This window comes from Paenibacillus sp. 102 (assembly GCF_039549175.1).
Lineage (GTDB): Bacteria > Bacillota > Bacilli > Bacillales > Bacillaceae_G > Bacillus_A.
On sequence record NZ_JBCGHT010000004.1, the window covers coordinates 170839 to 191431 of the forward strand.

Annotated in this window: 20 protein-coding genes; 2 read left to right on the forward strand and 18 right to left on the reverse strand. The window is 36.4% G+C overall.

What is annotated here, in order from left to right; all coding sequences use genetic code 11:
- Positions 1-2: 2 nt before the first annotated feature.
- From imm47 to AAIE21_RS13085, 16 genes are all read right to left on the reverse strand, one after another.
- The gene (gene imm47, locus AAIE21_RS13010) at positions 3-800 is read right to left on the reverse strand and encodes an Imm47 family immunity protein (RefSeq protein WP_343267167.1); all 798 of its coding nucleotides are present in this window, start codon (positions 798-800) and stop codon (positions 3-5) included.
- A 30-nt stretch (positions 801-830) separates the two neighbouring features.
- Complete coding sequence (locus AAIE21_RS13015) at positions 831-1964, reverse strand: suppressor of fused domain protein (RefSeq protein WP_343267168.1); 1134 nt, start codon at positions 1962-1964, stop codon at positions 831-833.
- 278 nt (positions 1965-2242) lie between these two features.
- Entirely contained in the window at positions 2243-2707 is a 465-nt protein-coding gene (locus AAIE21_RS13020) for a GNAT family N-acetyltransferase (RefSeq protein WP_343267169.1), read from the reverse strand.
- Between the two features lie 16 nt (positions 2708-2723).
- The gene (locus AAIE21_RS13025; RefSeq protein WP_343267170.1) at positions 2724-2891 is read right to left on the reverse strand and encodes a hypothetical protein; all 168 of its coding nucleotides are present in this window, start codon (positions 2889-2891) and stop codon (positions 2724-2726) included.
- 45 nt (positions 2892-2936) lie between these two features.
- On the reverse strand, positions 2937-3284 hold the full coding sequence (locus AAIE21_RS13030; protein WP_343267171.1) for a hypothetical protein: 348 nt from the start codon (positions 3282-3284) through the stop codon (positions 2937-2939).
- A gap of 67 nt (positions 3285-3351) precedes the next feature.
- A complete protein-coding gene (locus AAIE21_RS13035) occupies positions 3352-3747 on the reverse strand; it encodes an immunity 22 family protein (protein ID WP_343267172.1) in 396 nt (131 codons plus the stop codon).
- Positions 3748-3863: 116 nt separating this feature from the next.
- Positions 3864-4433: a suppressor of fused domain protein gene (locus tag AAIE21_RS13040; protein ID WP_343267173.1), complete on the reverse strand. Its 570-nt coding sequence runs from the start codon at positions 4431-4433 to the stop codon at positions 3864-3866.
- Between the two features lie 115 nt (positions 4434-4548).
- Complete coding sequence (locus AAIE21_RS13045) at positions 4549-4977, reverse strand: SMI1/KNR4 family protein (RefSeq protein ID WP_343267174.1); 429 nt, start codon at positions 4975-4977, stop codon at positions 4549-4551.
- A 149-nt stretch (positions 4978-5126) separates the two neighbouring features.
- Positions 5127-5633 carry a hypothetical protein gene (locus AAIE21_RS13050; protein WP_343267175.1) on the reverse strand — a complete coding sequence of 169 codons (507 nt, stop codon included), beginning with the start codon at positions 5631-5633 and terminating at the stop codon, positions 5127-5129.
- A gap of 236 nt (positions 5634-5869) precedes the next feature.
- Entirely contained in the window at positions 5870-6754 is an 885-nt protein-coding gene (locus AAIE21_RS13055) for a DnaD domain-containing protein (protein ID WP_343267176.1), read from the reverse strand.
- A 381-nt stretch (positions 6755-7135) separates the two neighbouring features.
- A complete protein-coding gene (locus AAIE21_RS13060) occupies positions 7136-7414 on the reverse strand; it encodes a hypothetical protein (protein ID WP_343267177.1) in 279 nt (92 codons plus the stop codon).
- The gene (locus AAIE21_RS13065; RefSeq protein WP_343267178.1) at positions 7386-9023 is read right to left on the reverse strand and encodes an SWIM zinc finger family protein; all 1638 of its coding nucleotides are present in this window, start codon (positions 9021-9023) and stop codon (positions 7386-7388) included. The genes AAIE21_RS13060 and AAIE21_RS13065 overlap by 29 nt, the downstream gene beginning before the upstream one ends.
- The gene (locus AAIE21_RS13070) at positions 8999-10105 is read right to left on the reverse strand and encodes a VWA domain-containing protein (RefSeq protein ID WP_343267179.1); all 1107 of its coding nucleotides are present in this window, start codon (positions 10103-10105) and stop codon (positions 8999-9001) included. The genes AAIE21_RS13065 and AAIE21_RS13070 overlap by 25 nt, the downstream gene beginning before the upstream one ends.
- On the reverse strand, positions 10095-12401 hold the full coding sequence (locus tag AAIE21_RS13075; RefSeq protein WP_343267180.1) for a DUF5682 family protein: 2307 nt from the start codon (positions 12399-12401) through the stop codon (positions 10095-10097). The genes AAIE21_RS13070 and AAIE21_RS13075 overlap by 11 nt, the downstream gene beginning before the upstream one ends.
- Positions 12362-13468, reverse strand: coding sequence for an ATP-binding protein (locus AAIE21_RS13080; RefSeq protein ID WP_343267181.1), 1107 nt, complete (start codon positions 13466-13468; stop codon positions 12362-12364). The genes AAIE21_RS13075 and AAIE21_RS13080 overlap by 40 nt, the downstream gene beginning before the upstream one ends.
- Positions 13469-13483: 15 nt before the next feature.
- Positions 13484-16918, reverse strand: coding sequence for a DUF4132 domain-containing protein (locus AAIE21_RS13085; protein WP_343267182.1), 3435 nt, complete (start codon positions 16916-16918; stop codon positions 13484-13486).
- Positions 16919-17488: 570 nt separating this feature from the next.
- Here AAIE21_RS13085 and AAIE21_RS13090 point away from each other — a divergent pair.
- Entirely contained in the window at positions 17489-18028 is a 540-nt protein-coding gene (locus AAIE21_RS13090; RefSeq protein WP_343267183.1) for an STM3941 family protein, read from the forward strand.
- A gap of 328 nt (positions 18029-18356) precedes the next feature.
- Entirely contained in the window at positions 18357-18986 is a 630-nt protein-coding gene (locus AAIE21_RS13095) for a DUF6985 domain-containing protein (protein ID WP_343267184.1), read from the forward strand.
- A gap of 268 nt (positions 18987-19254) precedes the next feature.
- On the opposite strand, the gene AAIE21_RS13100 is transcribed toward AAIE21_RS13095, so the two are convergent.
- Both AAIE21_RS13100 and AAIE21_RS13105 read right to left on the reverse strand, forming a co-directional pair.
- Entirely contained in the window at positions 19255-19773 is a 519-nt protein-coding gene (locus tag AAIE21_RS13100; protein ID WP_343267185.1) for an ankyrin repeat domain-containing protein, read from the reverse strand.
- Between the two features lie 251 nt (positions 19774-20024).
- Positions 20025-20534, reverse strand: a complete 510-nt coding sequence (locus AAIE21_RS13105; RefSeq protein WP_343267186.1) for an ankyrin repeat domain-containing protein — start codon at positions 20532-20534, stop codon at positions 20025-20027.
- Between the last annotated feature and the right edge of the window lie 59 nt (positions 20535-20593).

The following is a 20593-nucleotide window of genomic DNA, read 5'->3' on the forward strand; positions in this document are numbered from 1 at the left end:
CACTATGCTAACGTAAACCCATAAAAATATTTTTGCCCTCTTTCCCAACTTTTTTCCGAGATAGCATCTATATAGGTTACAAAATCCTTATAACTATCATTACGAATTATCGTATGATAATCAGCAGGTACGTTCTCTCCTGTCCAAATTGATAATAAAGATGGTATCAACTCCATTTTTAATGGTTCTTCATGATTTGCTGCTCTTATGACTCGTTCAAATAGTTTTTTTGTTAAATCCCCAGGAAACGCTGCACTCTGATAGAAATAATACTTTTCCATATCACAGTTTTTTATGTAATTAAGATAAAATTCACCAATCTCGTCTATACTTGCTTCTTTTCCAATGATATCTTGATAATTTATATAAAAATCAATGGAATCCCTTATGATCATCGAAGTATCTGTGATTTCATCCCACTCTTCAAGTAACACTAATAAATACGGAATAATCTCCATAGAGAGCGATGTAATAGCTGCGGATGAAAATGTATCTACTGCGGATTCACTTGCTGAAGCTAAAAATATAAGATTATTAGAATTCCTAATATCTTCATGTGTAGCAATAGAACAAAAAATTCGAATACATAAGTTTAATATTTGTTCATCATTCGTATGATTCATTAGTTGGATAAGTAATTGTTTTTGTGAAAAATCACCAGCCTTAAATAGCTCTATTACATTTAACAAAACTTCCTTTTCTGTTTTAGCACTCAAAATATTATCTTTTATAACCGAAATAGATTCACTTGATCTATTTCCATACCAAATACGATTCATTATATTTGTACCTTCAATCAAAACATCCAACTCCCTTGTAATGACCGTTTTCTATACCCCCACATTTACTCTTTTCATATCAAGAATATCTATGATACATTTTTCAGTCATTTTATTTAATAAGCATTTATAACCTTTCTCTAAGGCTAGATTTCTTTCTTCTTCATAAATAGGTACAAGTGTATAAAAATTAATGATATTATCTTGTGGAGTCACTAATTTCTCCAATCCCTTTTCTTGCACTTTACATACCATAATACAAGATAGCTTTGTATGAGACGTAAAAGGCTTTGGTGGTTCTCCATTTGGAAGAATAACCCCTTCGGTTAACCATCCGTCATAACTATGGGGAATATGGGCTGTTTTTCTTAACCATCCAAATGGCCAGTATAAGCTTTGATCTTTCAAATCCTCTTTATTCGTCGGCCAGTCTACAGGTAACTTTAGTATTAATTCAGCGTACTTACACTCACTTGCTTCTTCCGAATCGTCCATCGGATAATCACTCATCCCTGTCGTCACAAGAGTAATAAAATCATTCTCTTTTGATGGTGGTATGATATGAATATGAATCCCTACTCTACTTCCAGGTGTGATTTCACTTATAGTCGTAATTGGAGATCTGAAGTATTTTGCTACATGTTCTAAAATCTGATTATGTTTGCTTTGAATATCGTAATTTGTTACAGATGAGTTACTTTCATCTCTGTTTTCTAATAATCGAATCATTTCAGTTTGCCCCTGCTCTCGAGCAAAAGCTAATGCATCTCTGTTACCACTGTACTTCACACTCGAATCAATACCACTTTTAATTAGAAGCTCTGCAATATCTACATGACCATTACTAATTGCACCAAACAACGGATTCCTTTCTGGGGCAGTGACATCCATTTTTGCGCCACAGTCCAATAAATATGTGACAATCTCTATATACCCTTTTAAAGATGCCTCATTGATTGCCCCGCCGCCGTATACACCACCATTTTGATTCACATCTGCTCCTAAGGCTATAAGTTGCTTAACAATTTCAAGTTTTCCTTTTGAAGATGCTACATGGAGCCATGTCCCAAAAGGTGTCATCATATGTAATCTCTCAATATCATGACCAATTAATTCAACAACCCTTTCTGTATTGCCTAACTTAATTGCTGAACGAATTTCTTTTGCAATGTGTATATGATTCATAACTTCTCCTCCCATTACGCTCCATTACTTATTTATTTAACATAAAACAATCATATATTATGGTGTTCATAATTTTAATACTTCTTAATTTTTTTATATTACAAATACTCTAGAATATTGGTTTAGCATAGAGTTTAATTATTAAATAGCTACAAATACTGATTGTACAATAAAAAGAAACGCTCAGCTTGAAAGAAACTAATCAAAATGAGCGTTTTATATTTCAGTTAGATATAAGTTTTTATAACGTTACTTTGATACACTATACAGTTCCTTTTTTAGATAGCCTTCACCATGTTTATATTTGTAATTTCATAACCCAACTTTTTATATAACCTACGTGCAACTTTATTATGCCCAAAAACATGAAGAGCAATTTTATTCATTCCTAATTCTTTAGCAATAATTTCAATTTCTTTCATTGCTTGCTTACCATACCCTTGTCCTTGGTGTGGCTCATAGATTATAAAATCAAAAATATAGCCTTGATCTGGATTTGTAGTTGATGTTTTTGCAATCCAAATCATTCCGACTAGTTGTTGGTCTTGAAAAATAGAGTACAAGTAATTCAGCTCAGATTTCTCATCTTTAGGTAACAGTCTAGAAAATTCTTTTTTAGATAGATTCATTGCCTCATCTTCACCCCAGTTTCCTGAAGTAACTTTGTTTTTTGCATAGTTCTCAATTGCACTAGAAATGTATAGTTGAAATTCTTCTTTATTCATCGGTCTTAATGTAATCACTTAATCCCCTCCTACTTTAACGTGAATGAGCTGGTTTATATAAATAACAAGTTCCAATGTTCGCTACTCCTAGCAGTTGAAATAAGCTTAACGATTTAAATTTATCGTTATTATATGACAATTCAGGAAAATCATCAAATGAGTGAAGCGTTGTATCTTTTTTTGCAAGCATCGTGACTTTCATTCAAATCAACACATAAACTTCCATTCACTCAAAAATAAATAGGATCTAAAATACGAGATCCTCTTCAATTCCCTGTATAATATTCCAATCCACACCTTCTTCTAACTCATTTTCAAGTTCTTCTAATAACCGAATCCCATCTTGTTCAATACCCGCTTCATATCCATGAACCTCAAAATATCTTTTTTTATATTTTGTATACCAATAATATGTACTATACATGATCGAATGTTTCTCTTCTTTTCCGATTAAATTCATTGCGGTTTTGCTTAAAAAATCATAATAACTCCAAAACTCTTTTAACCTCTCATCACTACATATCTTACTAGTAACCTTTTCTACTTTGTCTCGTTGCATTAATTTTGTTAATTCCAACTCTTTTATTATTTCCACTAAGTTATCCCTTTCCGTCCGTGTTCGTGTTTATTATATTCCGATGCTTCCATTGAACCCGATGTCTTTACCACCTATCATCAGCAATTACAGTATATTGAGCAACGCCAATACATTTCAGTTCGTTATTTTTATATGTAATCTTTGTTTTTCTAGCGTTATATTCAAAATTATAAACTAGAATTGCTGTATTACATTCTTTATTAAAATTAATGTTATCAAATTGTTCAGTAAATTGCTCATAATATGAAAAGCCCTTCAATAAATCTTGGATGTTATTTACCGGTGATTGACCAAACCATTTCGTTTCAACTAAATCACGATCGTAATAACCTAAGTTAAAATGTCGTTCGAATATAGAGGGTATACTATCTCCATCTTCCGTATATTTAATATTCGTATAGTTTTCAAGCTCATCATTACTCTCAAAATTCCCAATCCATATTGTTACTTTTTCATTCATCTTATTCCCCCTTTAATTCTTTTAACGAGCCAATTTTTTAGTTTTTTCAATTTATCTTTTCTATGCTGATTATTTCGCCTGAACCATTATAAAGTTATATCGAAACTAGCTAGCTCTCAATTAATAGATTCCCTGCTAACATGAAAAGGATCCACATGATTCTCTTCTAATACTTCCTCAAATTTCTCTGTTCCGTATTTAAGAAAATATTCATATTCCGACTCCGAAATAAAAAATGCCAGCAAAACTTTACCATCTTTTTCTGTATTTCCAGTAGGTACATAGCCGTACTCTTCTGGGAAAGCAAATGGTTCAGTAAAGTAAACTGCACCTTTATTGTATTTTTGAACAAATGACATATCAATACTTTCAATGCCACTAATTGCTGTTCCTCTACCTATTTCAATTCCATTAGCTATACAATAAAATATAGCATTTGCCAAAATATATCCTACACTACGAAATGCCCTATCAACTACCATGGAAACTTCAACATTATCTCCTACTATTTTTTTATATTTACTCACTCCAAGCGTATTAAAAACAAGACATTCTTCAAATACATTTTCATATTTCAAAACTTGTATACTCGGCATATCCTTACTATTTTTAAATACTTCTCGGTCCATTGGTTCACCTAAGTATTTACTATAATGGTCATAATACAGCTCTCCATAATGAATCATTCTTTGAATTCTCCTTTATACGTTCCTGTTACATCTTTACACACACGAATTTGTGTTAGTTTATTTAATAGCTGAATTGATAATCCTTTTAACAAACTTAGAAGACTGTTTAACTTTACTCCTCATATAAATGATCAAGAAATTCATTTATATTATTAGCTAAAAAATACATATTTTTCATGCCATCGTGCTCTTCATCATGAGCCCAATGAAAAATTTTTTCACAGTATTCCTCATTGATCCCCAAACATATCTGATTACCACCAGGATCATCTGCAATTGGTATAAATCCCATATCTAAAAGATCATCAAAAAAATCTATTATTTTCTCCAAATTATCATACATACCGCCAATTCCATAGAAAATATTTAATACACTTTCTCCTGCATCATCAGAGATTTTATACATACTTGCTTTTGGATAGCCTCCATTATATTTTAATAAAAACTCTCTATAATACTTCGGTAATCGTAGCTGAAGCTTTTGCTCAAAAGCTTCTAACTCTTCTAATGATAATCTTTCATGAATCATTTCAATCTCCAACGCATTCCCACTCCTTGACAAACTTTTTTCGCCACCTCTTTTTGATTGTGTATCATTAGTACAAGTTGGTTAGACATATCCTCTTTCAGTAAAAATCATTTTTCTTGATTCTATGATACTCTAAAAAACAAGAAGTTATCTTCTGAGTTTTAATCCCACCACTTTTCCTCATCAGAAACCCATATATTTTTCTGTAAGTCAAATGACTGATTAGCATCATGAAAACCACAATAGGCGGGGAATTTTATACTTCTTCCATCTGCTTTATTCCAGCAATCAACAAACCATTCCACGATGATTTTTTCCTCATCTTCCGATATGATCTCATCGTTTTCTTCATAAAACTCCCAGAACTCGTCTGATTGATCATCAGAAAGGTTATAGTATGATATACGTTCGAGTAATTCATGACTTCCTGCAAAAACACTATTATCATTTCCTTCATAAAAAACTTCACCTGCTTCTCTATTCATAGAAAACATCATGATAGAAAGGTCAAATGATCCAATAAAAATCATAAAATCTAGCAACTCTATTTTACTGTAATAATTAAAACTACGAATTTTCCTTATATTTTTAATCAACCTTTCTGAATTTTTTTCAAGATTTTCTTTTACCGAGCTAATATATGTATCTTTTGTAAACAATTCATTCACCTCATACTTCAATATAAATTAAAACTCTTTATACATAATATAATTGAGTGCCTTCTTTTCTTCATCAATTTCATATTTTAAAAGAAAACGCTAAGCTATCTTTATATCACTCCACCCTATTCAAATCGCAACATCTTGATAGTCTACTTCGTTTACTTTTTCATTGATAAGAAGTTTTGTTTGTAATACTCTAAAGTCGGTTACCAAAGGCTTTGTTGCACTTGTTCCGCCTAGGCTCACGGCTTCCACCCTTCTTCCTGCAAGAACTTCTGTAACTCTTCCTTAGACGGTACATTCTTCTCCCACTCTTCACATTCCTTCAAAAACTTCTCCGTTTCATAAAGAAGAGACGGCCCCTTCTTTCGGAACTTCACTGCCGCTTCCTCTACTTCGCAGAGACTCTTATATCCCTTCCCATGCCAATCTCGTAAAATCCCCTTCACATAAGCAAGCGTCCGCTTATTATTTTCATAGGCAATCTGAAGTGCCTTTAGTACAAGCTCCTCCGACAAGTCCGTAATCCATTCACTTAATTCCTTGGCTACATAAGACGATAAACAATCGAAGTTTTGTTCATAAAATGTGAATGCACTGCTACCTGGATTCACTTCTTCTACTTCTTCCTCTACTACTTCTTGTACTACCTCATCCCCTTCATAACCTTGAACAACTTCTTGCGGAATCATATGAGATACTTCAACAGGCATTCCGAAATGCCCTAGCAATAGCGGAATATTCAACTCTTCCTCGAGGCATCTTTGAAGAAACATATGTACAAACTTTTTATTTTTCACAGTCTTTAACTCACGTAACACACACTTTTCTATGTTCGTATTCGTAACAGGATTATAACGTAACCAATTTAGAACATATAACTCCTTCGTTTTCGCGTCATATAATATCTTTCCATACGTAACAAACCGCTGTAACAACTTCTCAACCGTTTCACGATTATACCCCGTTTCCATTTCTACCAAACGTAGTGGCAGTGGGTAAATTCCGCATTGTCTCGTCTTCGAACATGTCAGCAAATACATATAAAAATAGCGTTCCTCTGGCGTTAAATCAAGCACAAACTCATCTTGCCAAAAATTCACCTGTATACTTCGGTATACTCCCATATTTCTTCCTCCCACCGTTTTAGTGATAAATATAGAAATTGGTCATCCCTTACTATATATAGGATTACAAGAAGGAATTTGGTGAATTTATTTTATATTTTTTTACTAATACGAGAATGTTACTTTTTTATTTTCTTGTAGTTATTTTTTGTAATTCTTTTTTGTAATTCTTTTTGTTCTTGTAGTTGTTTTTTCTTTTGTTTATTTACTGATTTATTACTTGGTAGTGGTTTATAAGGGGCTTGGAAGGGGCTTATATGTGGCTTTTTTTATTACATGCATGGGTTTGTCGTCTGCTGAAGAACTTATAATATGGTCACTTCTTTATGAGCGACTAAATCATAAAGAAGTGACCAAAGATACGCCTTGTCCGAAGCTGAATCATATATGTAGCATTTCAGCTTTTACAATTTGAATATATTCCTGCAACTTACAAAATGCTTCTGTCAATTTGCTTGTTTCTTCTTTATGAAGAAAGCGGGCCTTGTTTCTCTCTTCTTCTATAATAAGCAACTGCGCGGCAGCATAGGAAAGACCGTACTTTTCGCATTCTCGTTTTATATCATGGAACAAAGAAAGTGGTATACTCCCCGCTCCTGAAATAAGCATCTCATCTAGAACTTGTTCCAATTCATCGATTATGCGCACTAACTCTATCATAGAACGTTACCCCTTCATTAAGTGTAATATTTAAAATCGCTCCTGCTTCTGTATATAAAATAATAGGTGTAACTACGAGCTTTGTTCCTTCCTGATAAGGATGAACGAGCATTCTCTTTACATGCAACGAGTCCAAATATATTTTTACAAGACGAATCATCCGCTCATTTTCTGGTCGTTTCATCATTTGCATGTGCAATGTTTTACCATTCTTATCGATAAGAGGGACAATCCATTTTTGTTCTTGCTTCTGAAATTCCCATTCTCTCATTTCAGCAACTTCGATACAAAAGACTCCTTGTTTATTTGCCTCTAACCTGTGCTCTTTTACTTTTTTTAGTAGTTCTTCCCATGAGGTTAAAAAGAGAGATTGCCACTCTGCCAAATTTGTTTTTCCTTCCACTTCTCCTACTGTCTGTGAGCTAGATGACAATTGAAAATCGGCGTTAAGTTTTGCCTGCTTCAACCCGAAAGATGAACGAGACAGTTCGTATCCTTTCCCTGCAATTCCCCATGGAACCTGCCTTTCATAGAGTTCTTCAGGAGTTGTGCTGCTCCCTTCATAAAACATAGGGCGCGATTGTGTGTATGTGATCCACTTTTCCTGTTCTCGATTATAGAAATAATACGTCACACCAACATAACCGGACTTCGTTTGCCAGCCAGATGCACCAAAAGCATGCAAAGTAAGTGGTGGAACTTCATAATATTCCGAACGAAACGGACTCTCTTGCAGACGATGGCGCCCTAGCAACAAAATGTGTTCATAAATCGCGGACAGCGTTTGCCGATAGGATGCCATTTGAAAAGATGCATGTTTCATCCGGTATAGCCTAATATCGGCCCCAAGCTTACGAAATAAATTTTCTAGCTTTGCTAGTTTCAAAGAACGGGCTTTTACAGAAAGTTGTTCTATTTCATAGATTGTATTTTCGGTAAGCCGCGTTAATCCAAAGTGAATAACTTGCTCAATCATCTCTTTGAAAATAGATAGCTTATCCAGCGCAATGATAAGAGGTTGCACCCGTTTCGTTTCATGCGAGATTCCTTTCTCTTTTTGATACCAATATACCGCTTCCGCCTTATGCCGGCATATCCCCTCTGCTTTACACGTACAGATCGCATCGGCTACCGATTCAGCTGTCAGAAAGCGAACCGTTATATTCTCTTCTGGGAAGGACGCAATTAAAGCCCCCTCTTCTTCTAAAACAAACTTTTGCTGAAATGTTTCGCGGAACATTATTTCAGCCCACATTTTTTCGGAGACAATATTGCGAACTTCCACATTCAAAAGAGCAGAGAAATCAACTTTTATGTTCTCTTCACCTTCGTACATCTTCTTTGCTTCTAATAGAGCCATAATGACATGCTTACAAATCGAACGAGCTTCACACGTGCAAAAGTAACTGCGTATATCACCCGTAAACGTTACAGTAATTCCATCATCAAGATGTATTTGCGCTGCACCCTCTTCTACGTCCATTTTGACATTTGTTGCGGCAGCCAAATCCTTCATTGCTCTCTTATATGTTCCTTTGTTGGACATGGCAATTAAGTATGTTTCATCAATAGAGGAAAGAACATTTAAGAAATGATTGTTGCGATCCATTGTGCCAACCTCCCTGGTGTTAATGCCGCTACATGAGCACCGAGCGCCGCCATTTTTTTAGCTGCCTGTTTATCATAAAAAGGCTGTGCAGTCGGATCAAGAGAAGTAAGCACGATCAACTTTGCCCCTGATTCTACAATCTTCATCGCTTCTCGGTACATTTCAGCGTAACTGCCACCTTCATATAAATCCGTTACAAGCACGACAATTGTTTTATGAGGCATCTCGATTTTATTCGTTGCGTAGCGCAGTGCCTGAGCAATATATGTTCCTCCCCCAAGCTGTACACTCATAAGCGTTTCCACCGGGTCATCAATACGATCCGTTAAATCAACAACAGCTGTATCAAAGATGAACAAATCTGTCTTAATCGTCGGTAAGCTTGCAAAAATGCCAGCCATAACTGCACTATGAATAACAGAATCAATCATACTTCCACTCTCGTCTACTGCGAGGATCACACGCCATGGGCTAACATGCTTCGTCGCAGCATAAAAGTATGGTTTTTCAATATGAATGGTGTTCGTTTCCTTGTCAAAATGCTTTAAGTTTTTTCGAATTGTTTTCTTAAAATCAAAGTTGCGCATCGTACGCACGCGACTAGAGCGATTTCGATCCGGTCTACCGCTTAAAGCATGCTTCACTTCTTGCTCTAAATTACGACGTAACTCCTCGGCAACTTTCGCTACAATACGCTTAGCTGTGTCCAATACATCCGGTTTTACATAATCTTTAAATTGTAAAATGCATTTTAATAAATTCATATTCGGCTCCATTTTTTCAAGCGTTTGTTTATCTTGTAATAGAGCCGTTAATTCATACTTCTCTAGCGCATGATTTTCCATAATTTCAATTGTTTCTTGCGGAAATAACTCCCGCACTTTCGAAACCCAAGTAGGCACTGTTAACTGAGAGGGATCCAGCGATCCGCCACCTTCCTCTCCGCGTTCCCGTTCATATAAAAACTCCAGCACCTCATCCATTTCTCTGTATGCATGGTTTTCTTCCTGAAATGTGATTTGGTCATCCGCATATTTTCCAAGGACAAGACGCCAGCGATTTAAAGAAATGTTATTCTCCATCTTCTAGCCCCCGTCTCATTAAAATCTCACGTGCCTTCCAATCTAACTGCATTGCATACGCCAGCACATCTTCTGAAATTGCTTCTTCTTTTATCACTTCTTCTGTGGCACCATATAACCCGGCAACCTGTCTAGCAATCGTATCAACCTCAAGCGGTGTGAATTGGCTGAACAAGAGGCGCAAATGCGGCAACACTTGTAAAAATGTCTCTTCATCAAGTACTTCTAGAACATGGGACATCCCATCAAGCAGTGACTCGTTATATAAAAAGATATCTTTTGCGCCAGCAAACAAACCACTCAAAAATATCGGGGCTTGTTTTTGCATATCGCCACTTCCATAAAAATATCCTTCTGCCACTTGCATGACCTCATCTACCGTCCGCTTGGCTAAGGAAGTTAACAGTCCAAACACGGCCCCTTCTACTTGACTTTCCCGTTTCTCTTTTTGCAAATAAAGCTCCAGCGCTTCAATAAATTGCTGGTCTGCAGGCTGCATTGTATACAAATCGATAAGCTTTTCCGCAATAATTGCTGGTTCGCCCCCATCTAAAACAGAAAATAACGAAAGTGCTTTATGTCTAGCATGATCCGCTTGCTGATTTGCTTTTTCTATTTGTGATAAATAGTAAGCACAATCTGCCATTGAAGCAAAATCTCCATCCGTCTGTATTGCTTCCTCTATAAACGGATTGTACAAGGTGAAATCAGAAAATAAACCACTTAAGTAGGCTTCTAGCAATAAAAGGGCCACCTCTCCAGCCCGTCCTTTTGCCTTATATAGCTTGGCTCTTAGCATTTCCTGCGCGGCTTCTCTCACCGTTCCGCCATACACAGATAAATCAATCAGAGCACTTTCTACTTGTGCTGAAAAACGATATTTCCAAGTTTCTCGCATAAGATTAATATTCTGCTTTCTAGCTAGGTTTGGCCCGCGCAGCTTCTCGCAAAACGGAACTCCTAAAAAAGCGAGGCAATGAAAGAATTGACTTAAACGCAAGTGCCTTTCTTTCTTGTATATGTCAAGAATCGTCTCCTGTGGTACAGTTGAACGTGCCGGAAGACGAAACGAAAGAACAGAAGCACGAAAATCATGCACGAGCGGCGGCACATCCGCTTCTTTTGACAATTTTCCACGCTTCGTCCCGTGCAAACTCGTCTGAAGCAGCGTTAAAGGCTTATCTTCCGAGAATATCTCACTTTTCACAAATGCACTACGGACTGCATCCATCAGCTCATACAATCCAGGTTGCATCTTTCCTCGAAGCAGCGCAAGTTCACGTATCATTCGCGCAGCCTCAATCTCATCTGCCATTGATATTCCTTCTGCCTTTAGCTGCCTAGCAATTCGTATCATAAATTGCTCTGCTACCGCTTCATCCCTGTTCTCCCAAATATGTTGATAAAAAGCAGGTGCAGGCATACCGCTCTCATAACCACGCGTCTGATCGCTTTCTAAAAAGGAATACGGCATAAGATAGTTTTTTGCGTATGTTTTAGACAATGGACTTTTGGACAGTTTTTTCTGTTTCCCTTCCAATTCAAGAAGCCCTTTCACATGAAAGCCTCCGGTAATAACAAGCACCTTATCATACACTTTACGCGCTTTTTCAATTTCCTTTGCCATATGTATTTCCCTGGCTTCGCAACCGTCTTCTGTCAGCATCTCCTGCGTATAATCCGCGCGCGTATAATAACAATAATGAAAGAGCTGACGGACAAACTCTTCACATGTCATATGAAAACCTTGGAATTCAAAATATTTCTCCCAAAATTCATGAAAGCTTCGGCACCCCGTTTTTTCCGAAAGCATGCGAACATATTGACTATGCCGAAAGTATTGTTCGTCATACTTCCTATTCTCTTCCTCATTTTTCGTTGTAAACAAATATTCTTTATAAGGAAGATCAATAAATGAAACAGGAATGCTTTTGGCAGCTCCTTCCCGCAGCGCGACAAGTTCCGGTGAATAGTCGAGAAAAGGATAGTACGCACGGTACTTTCCACTTTCTCCTCTTTCAAGTACATCCGCTTTATCATCATAACTGCAATATATACAAATCGGAGCCTTACTGTCTGCACTCACAATATGCGGAATAAGAGGGTTGCAATCTATCGGTCCTTCTATAAGAATCGCATCCGGTTTATATAATGCAACGATTTTTTGTACATGAAAAGAGCACGCAGGACTATGATGGCGAATCGGCACATATACGACGTTGTGATCTAAATTGTAAGCTCTTTGAAACCATGCATTTACTTCAGCTGATTGCGAGCTTCGTAAAACGACTTCCATACCTCTCCTCCTACTTGCCCTCGCGCCCTAATGATGCTTGTAAAGTAACTGCGCAGCTTTTCTAAATCATCCTTGTTTTCTTTCGCAATTGTGCCCGATAAATACCGAACAAGCGCATCCATTTTCACTTGTCCGCTTCCATAATAGTACGCATCCATTGCACTTTGATAATATACAGATACGGCTTCTGCAGTACTCATTACAGAAGATGGCTGATCAATTCGTTTTCCTTCAGCAGTTACGCCTTCCCGTAGTTCATGAAAAACAGTCGCTAACAGCTGAACAACCGCCCTATCCACTTCTGGCGTGATGCCCGACGCTCCTAATAACCGCGTTACTTGTGACTCTATTATTTTTGCTTCAAGCTTTACATCCTTAATTGGATGCACCGTTTCAAAATTAAAACGACGCTTCAATGCACTACTCATTTCATTCACACCGCGATCGCGCGTGTTGGCCGTGGCAATAATATTGAACCCAGGCTTTGCCGTAAGAATTCCTTGCTCTCCAAACTCCGGAATATTCAGCACCTTATCGCTCAGAACACTGATTAATGAATCCTGCACTTCCTGCGGGCAGCGCGTCAATTCTTCAAATCTAGTTAATATCCCTTGTTCCATCCCAACGAAGAGAGGCCCTGGCACAAGCGCCTCTCTTACAGGTCCTTTCGCAAGAAGAAGTGCATAATTCCACGAGTACTTAATTGTATCTTCCATCGTAGCAGCTGTTCCTTGCACAGTGTTGCGACTATTTCTGCATATTGCGGCAGAAAGTAGCTCACTCAGCATCGTCTTTGCTGTTCCTGGCTCTCCAATTAACATAAGCCCGCGATTCCCTGCTAATGTAACAATCGCACGTTCCACAAGCGCATCATTCCCATAAAACTTACGACTAATCTCCACTTCTTTTCCTTCCCAAAGAAGCGGTTCCTCTTGTCCGATAATAAACGTACGAACGGCACGCGGTGACAATCGCCAGTTAGGTGGTTTTGGAAACAGATCATTCGCTTCTAACGCATTCAATTCTATTTCATATAATTCTTCCATTAATGGTTTAATAGACTGCATATGTCATTTCCTTTCTTATCGCTTACTGCGCCAGTTTTCATCACGGCCAAGGTTCGATTCTGTTGCCCGTTTTATATCATATAAAATTTCACTGAAAAAGCGTTCCGATACTTGTTTTGGTAAAACGCGTCTCTCATGATCAATTTCGTCGTAATCATATGAACCGCGGCTCACCGTTCCTGCTTTGTAAAATTGAATTTCAAATACGCACACATCCTCCTCGCCTTCATACCCAACCGGTGCCCCTTCAAACGCAAGCTCCGCTCCTAATCCAGCGCGAGTATCTTCTTTATAGAATGTATAATATACACCGGCATCTTGAACTGATCCACGACTCCATCCGTACTTCGTCATCTTACCAAACAGTGAACGGCCATTGATCTGAGTACCAGCAAACCTCTCCACAGTAACTTCCTCATTTTCCTCAACCTGAAATACTTCACGATCAATTTGCGGAAATGGCTGAGTCACTTCATAATCATCTAGCTGTTCCTTCCATAATTCCCGTTCCTCTTCGGACAATTCTAGTGGATGAATTAAACCAATAACGGTATCTGGTGTAAGCTCATGCTCTTCTTCATCAATTGTATTAAACGTGCCATCCTCCATATAACGGAACATCGCAAGCAACTTTCCTTCCTTATACTCACCCCAAATAAGCGACATAGCAAATTGCTGCATAATTGGATTTTCCACAAACAGAGACTGCCATGTATGTTGTGACCAATAGCGATTAAGAGAAAGCGCTGTTTCAAGACGCTGCGTTTGCATCGTAATCATAGTCCGGAGCTGTTTCTTTATAGAGGATAACTCCGCCTTAGCCTTCTCTGCTTTTTCCGCATCATCTTTTGCATTTGGTTTTGGAAGCGACTTCAGTCGTTTTCCTTCTTCCGTCTTTAACTCAATCTTCAAATTTGGAGTTAAATAAGCAATAAACGTTCTATTGCCATAATCAATTGTTTTTTCACCGCGTTTATTAAAACCAAGGTCTGGAACAAGCTGATCTTCTAATTCTTCTTCTGTTATACCACGCGTTTTAGCAGCGAGACTTAGCGCTTCTTTCGCAGCATTACGCACTTGCTTATGTTTATACTTAAATGCCATCGCATGAATAGACATAAGCCCAATGTGCGACTTAGACAACGCTAGCGCCTGAACGGCCGCAGCAGCAATAGCTCCGCGCATACCAAGTGCCCACTCATCAATCTGCTTTTTAAGTTGCATCGCCATCTCATCATCACTGTAAATGCCATACAGTGAAAGAATGCCGCGTTTCTTCGATTCCGCACCTTGCGAAATCCAAAGTTGGTAAATTGCTTGTATATTTTCTTTCAAGTCTTGTTCGTTAAGAGCGGCGCTTATCACTTCTGCCACTTCCTTCTTCTCAATAACAGAATCTGATACGTACTGCTGGAAATATGCAAGAGGTATCATTGCATCTGCAATTGCTTCAGAATCACGAAGGCGGATTTGGGGTTCAAATCCGAGCCACTGCACAAGTGCATTCCTTTTTTGCGGCGTTAAAATACGCGCGCAAAGAGCTTCAATATTGCCTGATGCTCCTTCTAAGTCCCCATCATCAAGCAATGGAGCAAACTTTTCCATCAAAGAAGCGTTTTTCTTTTCTTGTAATGCTTCCTGTACAAGCTTTGTATATTTGTCAGTTTTATAATATAAAAGTGTTTGCATTACATTTTCGCGTACAACTTTCTTTCTATGATTTAATTCCTTTGCTACATCTTCTGCAGCTTCCGTATCTTTTGTAAGAAGCGCAACTGCAGCGGTACGTACTTTTTTAGAGGAATCCCCAAGGCTTTGAATGAGAAGATCACGCGTCTGAACGGCGTTATCCTTTGCCAACTCATCCAAAATAAAAATTCGTTCATCTGCAGAATACTCCGCGAATTTCTCCGTTACATATGTCCGTTCTTTTACAAACAAACGAACGAGTGCCTCCGTCGCCTTATCTCGCTTCTCACTATGCCCGAAAGCTTGTTCAATGGAATAAGAAACGAGCTTCTCTATCGATAAACCGTAGGAAAGCAGATCTTCTAGCACCCGTTCTGGTGAGTTCTCCATAGCAGCATACCGCTGCAGAAGTTCGTATAAACTATAGTGATAGCTGTAATTTCTCCCAAGTTGAAGCGTAAGAGCTGCTTCTCTCTTTGCCGCTTCCTCTATATCCCAAAGTAATGCAATTTCTAAAACCGGCATTCTCCAGTAATTATTTCTAAACTTCGAACTTTCGAACCATCGCTTCATATCCTCAAATGATACATTTCCTAATAAATAGTTACGATATGTACCACGTATGTCAGATGATTTCGTTTGAAGGACAACCGTTAAAAACTCTTCACGTACTCTATTTTTATGTAGCTCGTACCCTTTTTCCGCTAAAAGCATTGATACAAAAAGGTAATGACTTTGACTTACATATTGCAGTGTACGTTGCACAAATTCTGGTTGTTCTTCCACCATTTGAAGCAACAATTGGTATTCATATACGCGATCAAAATCAACAACACCTAACTGATGCTGCGCAAGGCGATATGCGAAAAATCTTTCCTCTGAAATACCGAATTGCTCACACAAATCTCGAGTTGTTTCATACAATTGTGCATAAAAACTTTTTGTTTTTTTGTAATTTCCAGACTGTTCAAGAGTATGGCTGACATGTGAAATTGCATAATTCATAAAATTTTTAACAGAGCATGTCACTAACAATTCCATATATCTTCTTGCAACATCCGAATGCGTATACAAACGAAAGATTTGCTGCCAAGTAAAATCAGGTAAAGACCCACCAGCAAACACCTTACTAACAGATTCACCTCGAACGTACCTTTGAGCTACTTCAACCTTCTCTTCTGCTCCGCTTAGCTTCAGTATAAACTCCGCATGCTCTTGCAATTCTTCTTCCAGTAAAGAACGATAAGGAAGAAATCTCTCATAATCTGCATCTAACATAACTAGAAGCAAAAGTAATTTTTGCTGACCTGTTATAACTTGCAACTGTTCTTCTATATACTTCGGATTCTCCCTTATTAATTGTCTAAGAAAAACATCCGCTTCATTTACAGAACGCGAAAGGTTCGTTAAATACTTACAAGCAAATACTACAAGTCTATCGAATGACAGACCGCTTTTTTCGAAATAAACCTTTATATCTGGAAAACTCATATATGAAAAACGCACGAGAAGAACATTCAACAGTTGATCCTCAAGCAAATGATAAAATAACCGAAAAAAACCTGAATCTTGCTTATACGTTTTCCTAAAATCATTCATAAACTGCCAAGCAAAATCACTACGTTTATTTTCACGAATCGTCGTTTGTTCTATACGTTTTAAAACTTCTTCATCTCTCGTCTGCAAGTAACGTAATGCTAATTCTTCTTGTTCCCCTGTCATATTAAGGTGTTGAAACAACTGATATGTACTGACTGCCATCTTCTCTGCCTCCCTGTTCATCACTACAACTTGTAGGTAGTTACATCATATAATTATGATAACACTCATTTTTGCATATATCTGAAATTTCCGTTTTGAAAATACGGAATATATTTACATTATTAGTATATCATATCACCCTGAAAACGAACATACGTTTCTTTTAAAACTTTATATTTACTTAAAACAATTATTGAATGTTCGGTTTAGAGATAAAGTGAAACTTTAATCAGCAGGGATTTTCTTCATCCCTCCCTGATTATTAACCCTCACCCATCGGGCTTTTACGGACAATTTATCTCCCGCCTAACTTCTTTGCTTTCGTCGAATTTCGAGGTGGGTGTATTACTACTTACCCGTTAATGCGGGGTAAACAAAGTAAGTAATGAATGTTTTCATGATATGATATATAAGTACCAATTTTTGAGAAAGTCAATTGAAGCCTCAATTGACAAGTACCAACTAATATATTTGAAAGAAAAGTTATTGGTGATGTTTGCAAATGTATAAAAGTTGTGCCAAGACATGAAAAAGCATTACCGGTAGATTGTTAGAAAATGGAGGAATCGTATGAGGAGATATGATATTTATGAATCAAAGAGAAAAGTAGTTGGATTATTTTTTTTGACTTTGGTAATTGAAGTGATGTTTCTCTTTTTTGTTATGTATGCATTTTCATCTGAGGAGCCTAATTTCATAGTTGGATTTTTATTTGGAGCTCTTGCATTCGTTGTACTAATTGCGCTTTGGAAATTTATCCAAAAAATGATTACGAAAAAACCAGCTATCATTTTAGAGCAAGAATACATTACAATTATTAACAACCCAAAATATCCTGTAAAAATTGCTTTGGAGGATGTATACGGTGTTTTACCTTATGCAATCCAAGGGCAAAAGTATTTAGGAGTTATAATGGAAGATGATGTTGAAGATCGATATATATCCTCTATACCTTCAAAAGGACAAAGGCTGTATCGAGTTAATAAACGTGCTGGATTTATACCATTTAATATTCATATGAATTTATTGAAAATCGATGGAGAAGCATTACTTGAGAAGTTAGATGAGTATGATATAAGCTTTTTAATTCCTGAAGATGAAGCGAAATAGTATAATAAAAGAATTAATTTAGGTATAAGGAAAAAAGAACATCTTGATGAAAAAGATGTTCTTTTATATTTATTTTGTTCTGCTGCTTTCCATTAAATAGTTATAATTTTAATGAATGAGTATATTTATAACCCCCATTCTTTATCGATTTACAATTATACTATGAAAGAATGGGGGGTACATTATGGTTTTAATTGCTTTAAATCTATTATCTTTTCTTTCTAGAATAGAAAACTGGTATTGGTCAACTCATTTATTTTGCCGTTAAACTTCGCTAATAAGAGGCGTTAATTATGAATAACAAAATTTAATTAGGTAGGTGTGAATTGTGTTATACAAAGTAGATGATTTTAAGTTTTCCGAAAAATGCAACTGTTGGAATGGATCTATAAACGTAAATTGTTCCATTTCGTTTTTTAAACAAAAAAACATTGAGATAGATGGGTATTTAGAAAGTAATCAGCCTTTAACAAAAGAAGCTTATAATACGCTATGTTATTTAAAAGAACACTTTGATATTATTTATGAAAATATACTAAATGCTCTATTTGAATTACAATTTAAAGATTTAATGAGATACGAAATATACAATGAAAATGACCATTCCTTTAGCCCTATTACTTTTAATAGTATGGAAGAAATCCATTCTTATTTAGGAACCCCTACATTTGAGATTTTACCTGACTATACGAAGGACAACTATGCTTACTTTGCAATTTCATTTCATAAAAATTGCTTGCTATCTATTGAACATGGTCTTACAGCTTTATTTTTTAAAAATGATATGATTCATATTCAGCCATCTGATTCATACTGTATGCTTCAGATGCTTACGGATTACGAGGAAGACTGTTCAAAGTGGCAAAAGAATTTTTGGTTAGTGTGTTTTGAACTAGCTAAGAACAGCTTATTAGAAGATAAGAAATTATTTAGGGAGAAGTGGTTGAAAAGTAAATAACCCTTTCTACTAAACTTAACGTTTGTAGCATCTTTTTAATTAAAGGTTAAGAAAGACTCGGGTAATTCTAGCCTCCAAAACTTTTCATGTTTTCTTATCAATTCCTCCGAAGGGAATGGTCTTACAACAGCATCCTGTTTTATTTTCATGGTTTTATCCCTTTCGTTAGTATAACTATCTAAGGGCATCTACCTAATGCCCTTTTGTTCTTCCTTCATAATGCTTTATGATAGTATGAATACTTAATAGCACAAGTTCCAACTGAGAATTAATAACTAGTACGACTTTTTTCTAATTTCCTCTTTAAATATTCAGCAATTTCTGTTTGCCCAAATTCTATAGCATATTCATAGGCATCCATATTCTGAATACTTTCACCAGTATATCGAATTGAAATATCTATCCCTTTTTCAACTAGAAACTCGGCTACTTCTTTATGCCCGCCATAAATTGCCCCAAATAATGGATTCCTTTTTGCTAAGCTCACATCTAATTTTGCGCCAACCTCAATTAGATATTTTACTATCTCTAATTGCCCTGCTCCTGCTGCCATATTTAATGCGGAAGCATCGAATGTACCACCTCTAGCATCAATATCTATCCCTTTTTCAATGAGATACTTAACTATTTCAAGGTGTCCTTTCTTTGCTGCTACATGCAACCACGTACCAAACGAAGTCATAGTGTTTAAACTTTCTATATTATCACCTATTAATTGTTTGACTTCATGAATATCACCAAGTTTAATTGCATTCCTTATTACTTTATTTACACTTTTTTTATCCAAAACAAGTCCCCCTTCCTTTCAATTTATCTTCTACTAGCTCATTCTTCAAGAACTTCAACACTCTTCATTTGTATAGCCCTCATCATAGATTTTATCTATTGACCCACCATTTACTTTTTCCACTTTTCATAAAAATGTCCCTAAACAAATTCACTTGTTTTGAGAGGTTTTGGAAAACTCTATTTTTCATAGTAGTAAATAATATTAAATTTTGTTATTAGGATATCTTTTAAAATAAACAGTCTCTTTCTCTATTCTTCTTCATCCATCTTTTTCTTTAAGTATTCAGCAATTTCTGTTTGTCCTCTTTCAATGGCGAATGCATAAGCATCCATATCTTTCATATTGTCACCAGAGTATTTTATAAATATATCTATATTATTCTCAACTAACAATTTAACAATCTCAAAATGACCACCATATATTGCAGCAAACAGAGGATTTCTATCTGGTTCACTAGTATCGATTTCAATATTATGGTTAATGAGATATTCCGCAATCTCTAAATGCCCTTTTGTAGCCGCTCTTTCAAGCGCATTTGTAGAAAAAGTTCCACCCTGCGCATGAATATCTATGCCAGCATTAATAAGATATTCTATTATTTCTAAATGTCCATGAGATGTTGCTACATGTAACCATGTACCAAAAGGTGTCATCCATGTTAACATTTCTGGCTCTTTCTCAAGTAAATCTCTTAATGTATCCAATTGGCCATTTTTAATGACGCCTCTAATGTCTTTTGCAATTTTAGTCTTATCCATTTTAGCTTCTCCTTTAATTTTTATCTTCTAGAAGCAGCTTGTTTTCCAAGGTCTTCTAG